General features: G+C 59.8%; 6 protein-coding genes. 5 read left to right on the top strand and 1 reads right to left on the bottom strand.

From position 1 onward, the window contains the following. The coding region (locus EN984_RS18125) for a diguanylate cyclase (protein ID WP_127383861.1) at positions 1–1,346 on the bottom strand (1,346 nt) is incomplete at its 3' end. A 293-nt stretch (positions 1,347–1,639) separates the two neighbouring features. Here EN984_RS18125 and EN984_RS18120 point away from each other — a divergent pair. From EN984_RS18120 to EN984_RS18095, 5 genes are all read left to right on the top strand, one after another. Continuing rightward, positions 1,640–2,674 (top strand): class I SAM-dependent methyltransferase, encoded by a 1,035-nt coding sequence (locus EN984_RS18120; RefSeq protein ID WP_127267866.1) that lies wholly within the window; start codon positions 1,640–1,642, stop codon positions 2,672–2,674. A 247-nt stretch (positions 2,675–2,921) separates the two neighbouring features. Beyond that, positions 2,922–3,563 (top strand): 50S ribosomal protein L25/general stress protein Ctc, encoded by a 642-nt coding sequence (locus EN984_RS18110; RefSeq protein ID WP_127270548.1) that lies wholly within the window; start codon positions 2,922–2,924, stop codon positions 3,561–3,563. 23 nt (positions 3,564–3,586) lie between these two features. Then, positions 3,587–4,312 (top strand): aminoacyl-tRNA hydrolase, encoded by a 726-nt coding sequence (pth, locus tag EN984_RS18105; RefSeq protein WP_127270550.1) that lies wholly within the window; start codon positions 3,587–3,589, stop codon positions 4,310–4,312. A 91-nt stretch (positions 4,313–4,403) separates the two neighbouring features. Next, entirely contained in the window at positions 4,404–5,507 is a 1,104-nt protein-coding gene (ychF, locus tag EN984_RS18100) for a redox-regulated ATPase YchF (RefSeq protein ID WP_127270552.1), read from the top strand. 219 nt (positions 5,508–5,726) lie between these two features. Next, positions 5,727–6,476: CorA family divalent cation transporter (locus EN984_RS18095; protein WP_127383860.1), on the top strand; the 750-nt coding region annotated here is incomplete at its 3' end.

The following is a 6,476-nucleotide window of genomic DNA, read 5'->3' as shown; positions in this document are numbered from 1 at the left end:
CGCATCAGAGCCTCCACCGCTTCAACCCGGTCCGATTTGACATCCTGGATAGGCTGATAAACCAGTGAAACGAGATTCTGGCCGATCGCGATCTTCAGCAAGGCCGCGATGTTCTCGCTCTCGTCGCTGCTTTGCGGATCGGTTGGATCGAACAGCCGGGCACAATTTCGGCCGCCGGCTTTTGCCAGATAGAGAGCGCGATCGGCCTCGTGGATGATCTTCTCCAGCTTGGCGCCGGTCTGCGTCCTGGTGAATGCGGCGCCAACGCTCACCGTTACGATCGAGACGCCGTCGCGCCGCAGTTCGTGCGTCAGCGCCAGGTTCTCGACCGTGCTGCAAATGGCTTCCGCTATATCCAGTATCTGCTCTTTTTTCTCCATGCGAGCCAGGACGATGAACTCTTCACCGCCATAGCGGCCGATGGAGCCATTATACTGCTTGATCATGTCGCTAAGGGCATTGGCGACATGGATCAGGCAGCGGTCGCCTTCCTGATGGCCGTAGCAGTCGTTGAATTTCTTGAAGAAGTCCACGTCGATGAGGATCGCCCCGAAGCTGGTACCGACCTTTTGCCAATCGCTCCAGTAGTCCCGCAGCTTCTCGTCGATCGCGCGCCGGTTCTCCAGACCCGTCAGCGGATCGGTCCGCGACAACCTCAGCAGGGCCTTGCCGCGTTCGGTCGCCTCATTGTGCTGGATCTTGGCTTCCAGGGCATTCAGAAAGACGTTGTAGCGTTCCTCATTCAGTTTCCAGTTCACATACGAGGTGAACGTGAAACAGGATATATAGAAAGCCCCGAATACCATTTTGTATGTAAGGGTTGAAGGAACGAAGTAATTTACGATGTAAAGTATACACAATATTATTGCCGAGGTTACGATAGAAAGCTTGAAATTGAACGTAAAGAAAAGATTTGCGCTCATCATGAATATGGTCCCAAAGACCATGTAGTAAGAGACGCTTTCCTTGTCCGCGCCAAGAACCGCTGGGCACAACCAACCAACATAGCCGAAGATGATGGCTCCGGCGCAGGTCACGTCGAGCCATTCCGTTCCAATCCCCCGGCGAAGCTGTGCTTCGAGGATCAAAAGCGCGCTCAAGCCGACTGCGAAGCGCGCCGTGATCGTGTAGGCAGCAACATCCGGGATCAGCAGCAGATCCGTTGCCGAAAACAAGAGATAGATCGCAACCGCAATCCAGAGCCCTGGCCTGGCTTCTCCTCTTCGCGTCGCCTGCGCTTCGGTGCGGTAAAGGGTGCGGAGCTCGTCGGCGCTCAGTTCATAGCGCGGCTCGTACGGCTCCGCATCAACCGTATCGACCAATACGGAGGACAGGTGTTCGTTCATCACAATAGACCCCGTTTGAAAGGGATTTTGTTTTCCGAACTCATTTCCAGCTTCTGCCCCCACGCGGGCCGGCTCCTTTGGACGCGACGGCGATTGCGACGCCGGGCAAACAAATGCAATCGCGCAAGACAAGTTTCCGTTAACTCGAACCCGGAATTCGGGCCGGAAGCCGTCTAAAGAGGAACATGGTTGGCGGGAAATTAATCATAACGATAAAATGCCGTCAGCCCGACATTGGCAAATGGAGCATTCTACGCAATAAGTTAACCGACTGTTAACTATGGAGTGATGGCGTGCAGACCGTTCTTGATGGCAAAAGCTTGATTACTGCCGCGATGCTCGCCGGCACGCTGCCTCGGGGAAAGCTCGAGCATCATGGCGAAGCGTTCGAAACCGCGCGCGCGGAGCTGGCGCTCATTCTCCACGCGACACAGCAGCAGATCGAACAGGACAAGAACCCCGCCGAGATCGTCGGTCGCTTGCTGTCCTTCCTCAATGGCCTGCATTCCAAGGTTCATCCCGACGTCTGGCATGCGTTGATACCGGTGGCGCAGAACCATCCGATCCTGAAGTATTTTCTCGAGGATCCGCTGACGCACTGGTCCTTCACCAAGCCCAGGGGCTATTCCGGCGACGCGCAGTTGCTTGATTACATCTATTGCGATCCGCACGTGGCAGAGAGCGTGGCCAACGCCTCGGAGATCGGCAAGGCGCTCTATAGCCATACCCAGAACGTACCCTCATGCGTCGCGGCACGGGAACGACGCGACCTCCTGACCCGATATGTCGACGAGATTGCGGTCAAGAATGGACCGCAAACCGAGATCCTGGCGATCGCGGCCGGCCATTTGCGGGAGGCCAATCGCTCGGTCGCCTTGACGGAGGGCCGTCTCAAGCGCTGGGTTGCGCTCGATCAGGATCCCCAGAGCGTTGGGCTGATCGCGCGCGACTTCCAGGGCACCGCGGTCGAAGCCATCGACGGCTCGGTGCGAACCGTGCTCACGCGGGGTCACAAGCTCGGCAAGTTCGATTTCATCTATGCCTCCGGCCTTTACGACTACCTCGCCCACAACGTCGCGGTGAAACTCACGAAGACCTGCCTGCAGATGCTGAAGCCGAACGGGACGTTCCTGTTTGCGAACTACGCCGAGGGCACGCCTGACGCCGGCTACCGGGAGACATTCATGGACTGGGTGTTGCTGCTGCGATCGGAGGTCGATATGTGGAACATCGTCAATGCCAGCGTCGACCGCAACACCGTCGAGGCGCGGGTGTTCTTCGGCGAGAACCGCAACGTGCTTTATGCCGTCATCGAAAAGCGCGGATAGCGACCGCCTGGACTGCACCAGCCTGGGCGTGCCTTTGGCTTGCACCTCCGGCCGCCTTCCGCTATAGAGCCGCCACCCGCGTAGACACCCTTGGAGGCAACGCGGCGGAAGGCCGCCTTCCCGCATGATCCCGAAAAGTGGATTCCGGTTTTCGGACCAGATCATGCATGGGTATGTCGGCTTTCGACGTTTACGGTCCAGGCACTCTGCCAACCGTGAGCGCTCCAGTAAACCGAAAGGAAATGCCATGAGCCACGACACTTACGAGCTCAAGGCCGAAGCACGCGAACAGGTCGGTAAGGGGTCCGCCCGTGCAGTTCGCCGCAACGGTAAAGTGCCTGCAGTAATCTATGGTGACAAGCAGCCTCCCCTGGCTATCGCGCTCACCTACAAGGATATCTACTACAAGATCCATGGCGGTGGGTTTCTGACCACGATCGCCACGATCGATGTCGACGGCAAGAAGATCCAGGTCCTGCCGAAGGACTTCCAGCTCGACCCGGTCAAGGATTTCCCTGTCCATGTCGACTTCCTGCGCATCGGCAAGGACACCGAAGTCAATGTCGACGTGCCTGTCCACTTCATCAACGAGGACAAGTCGCCCGGCATCAAGCGCGGCGGCGTGCTCAACATCGTGCGTCACGAAGTCGAGTTCCACTGCCCGGCCAATGCGATCCCGGAGTTCATCACCGTCGATCTCACCGGCGCCAACATCGGCGACTCGATCCACATCTCGGCGGTCAAGCTGCCGGCTGGCGTCAAGCCTGTGATCTCCGACCGCGACTTCACCATCGCGACCATTGCCGGTTCGTCGGCGATGAAGCCGGAGACGGAAGAGACGGCTGAAGCAGCTGCACCTGAAGCGGCTCCTGCCGCCGACGAGAAGTAACTCTTTCACGCCCGGAGCAGGCGATGCTGCTGTTTGCAGGTCTCGGCAATCCGGGCGCGAAATACGCTGACAACCGCCACAATGTCGGTTTCATGGCGGCGGACGCAATCGCCCGCCGCCATTCCTTTTCGCCCTGGTCGAAGAAATTCCAGGGCCTCATTTCCGAGGGCACGCTCGGCGGCGAAAAAATCGTCCTGATCAAGCCGCAGACCTTCATGAACCTGTCCGGCCAGTCGGTCGGCGAAGCACTGCGCTTCTACAAGCTCGAGCTTTCCGCGCTCACCGTCTTCTATGACGAGATCGACCTTGCCGAAGGCAAGCTGCGCATCAAGACCGGTGGCGGCGCCGGCGGCCACAACGGCATCCGGTCGATCGACGGTCATATCGGCAATGGCTATCGCCGCGTGCGCATCGGCGTCGGCCATCCCGGCGTCAAGGAAATGGTCCAGCACCATGTGCTCGGCAATTTCGCCAAAGCCGACCGCGAATGGCTCGACCCGCTGCTCGACGCGATCGCCGATAATGCCGCCATGATCGTCAAGGGCGACGAATCCGGCTTCATGAATAAGGCCAGTCTCGCCGTCCAGGGCAAGGCCGGGCCGGAGCCCGAAAAGCCAGCGCAGAAGCAGTCGGCGCACAAGCAGCAAAGTCATGTCCGCCAAGCACGGCCTCAACAGCCGGTGGTCAAGCTGCCGGAAAGCGGTCCAATGGCCGCCATGCTGAAGAAGCTGTTCGGCGGCAAGGACTGAGCATCAAGGGGACCGAAGGGCTTGACGTTGATCACCCCTATCGCCCATAGCCCTGATCAAATTTCTATTTTCCCGATAGGACCGAACAAAAATGGGTTTCAAATGCGGCATCGTTGGCTTGCCCAACGTCGGCAAGTCGACGCTTTTCAACGCGTTGACCAGAACGGCTGCGGCGCAAGCCGCCAACTATCCATTCTGCACCATCGAACCGAACACCGGCGAGGTGGCGGTGCCAGATCCGCGCCTGCAGAAGATCGCCGCGATCGCCAAGTCGAAGGAGATCATTCCAACTCGCATCTCTTTCGTCGACATTGCCGGCCTGGTGCGCGGTGCCTCGAAGGGCGAAGGGCTGGGCAACCAGTTTCTCGCCAACATCCGTGAGGTCGACGCCATCGTGCATGTGCTGCGCTGCTTCGAGGATGACGACATCACCCATGTCGAGGGCCGCATCGACCCCGTCGCCGATGCCGAGACGGTCGAGACCGAGCTGATGCTTGCCGACCTCGACAGCATCGAGCGCCGCATCGTCCAGATCCGCAAGCGCGCCGGCAGCAAGGACAAGGAAGCGACGACCGTGCTGCCGTTGATGGAGGCAGCGCTCGAACTGCTGCAGGCCGGCAAGCCGACCCGCATCCTGCTCAAGGGTATTTCGGCCGAAGATTTGCGCATCCTGCAGGGCCTGAACCTTCTGACCTCGCATCCCGTGCTCTATGTCTGCAATGTCGCGGAGGCCGATGCCGCCACCGGCAACGAACACACCAGGGCCGTGGAAAAGATGGCCACCGCGCAAGGCGCCGGCACCGTGGTGATCTCGGCGGCGATCGAAGCCGAAGTCGCGCAACTCTCGGACGAGGAAGAGATGGAATTCCTGTCCTCGCTCGGCCTCGACGAGCCCGGCCTCAACAAGGTCATCCGCGCCGGCTACGACCTGTTGCACCTCATCACCTATTTCACCGCCGGGCCGAAGGAGACGCGCGCCTGGACGATCCATAAAGGCGACAAGGCGCCTCAGGCCGCCGGTGTCATCCACACCGATTTCGAGCGCGGCTTCATCCGCGCCCAGACCATTTCCTACAACGACTTCGTCACACTGGGCGGCGAAGTCGCGGCCAAGGAAGCCGGCAAGGCGCGCGACGAAGGCAAGGAATATGTCGTCCAGGACGGCGACGTGCTGTTGTTCAAGTTCAACACTTGATGCCCTGAAGCGGTCGAGAACATCCCGGCAAGCTGTCGGCGAAGTTCCTCGATACATGCTTCCAAGGCGACGGCGGCCATCCGCCCGACAGCCGCTTGTCTTGATTTTGTCACGTCACAGGTCTAAGCGGCAGACGCACGGTCGGCGCTGACGTCGAGAACCGTGCAATCCAACACGACGCGTCAATCCGAACGCACCCCCAGCAAGGGATATCAGGCGATGATCAAGGCCTTCGTCGTGGACAATGACCGCCTGCGCGTCGTCGACGATCTCCTGGCAAACAGCGAGACCATCGTCTGGGCGGACCTGTTCAACCCGACAAAGGAAGAGGAAGCGACGATCGAGAGCTGGCTCGGCGTTGCCATTCCGACGCGCGAGGAGATGGAGGAGATCGAGATTTCGAGCCGCCTCTATGTCGAGGACGGCGCCTATTTCATGACCGCCACCCTGCCCGCCCAGACCGAAATCGACGATCCCTTGATGTCGCCGGTTACCTTCGTGCTCGCCGGCACAAGGCTGATCACGGTGCGCTACCACGAACCGAAAGCTTTCAAGACCTTTCCGCAGCGCGCCGAAAAGGTGGCGACCGGCTGCACCAGCGGCGACACCATCCTGATCGGCTTGCTGGAGGCGATCGTCGACCGTCTCGCCGACATTCTGGAACGCGCCGGCCGCGACATCGAGGCGATCTCGCGCGATATCTTCGAGGCGCGGTCGACCAAGGTTTCCAAGCGCAACCGTGATTTCCAGGAGTTGCTGAAAGCCATCGGCCGCAAGGAGGACATTGCCTCCTCGATCCGCGACAGCCTGATCTCGCTGCAGCGCCTGGCAGGCTTCTTCGCCCATGCCTCGACCCGCACCAAGATGAGCAAGGACACCAAGGCGCGCATCAAGACGCTGTCTCGCGACGTGCTGTCGCTCGCCGACCACGCCACCTTCCTGTCGCAGAAGATCTCCTTCCTGCTAGAC

The organism is Mesorhizobium sp. M7A.F.Ca.CA.004.12.1.1 (genome assembly GCF_003997835.1).
In the GTDB taxonomy this organism is placed as follows: domain Bacteria; phylum Pseudomonadota; class Alphaproteobacteria; order Rhizobiales; family Rhizobiaceae; genus Mesorhizobium.
Note: the sequence above shows the minus strand (reverse complement) of the source record. Positions and strands in the feature narration are given on the sequence as shown.

Coding starts and splice junctions, on each gene's coding strand:
- EN984_RS18110 (WP_127270548.1), top strand. CDS start 2,922: ATGAGCCACGACACTTACGAGCTCAAGGCCGAAGCACGCGAACAGGTC.
- pth (WP_127270550.1), top strand. CDS start 3,587: ATGCTGCTGTTTGCAGGTCTCGGCAATCCGGGCGCGAAATACGCTGAC.
- ychF (WP_127270552.1), top strand. CDS start 4,404: ATGGGTTTCAAATGCGGCATCGTTGGCTTGCCCAACGTCGGCAAGTCG.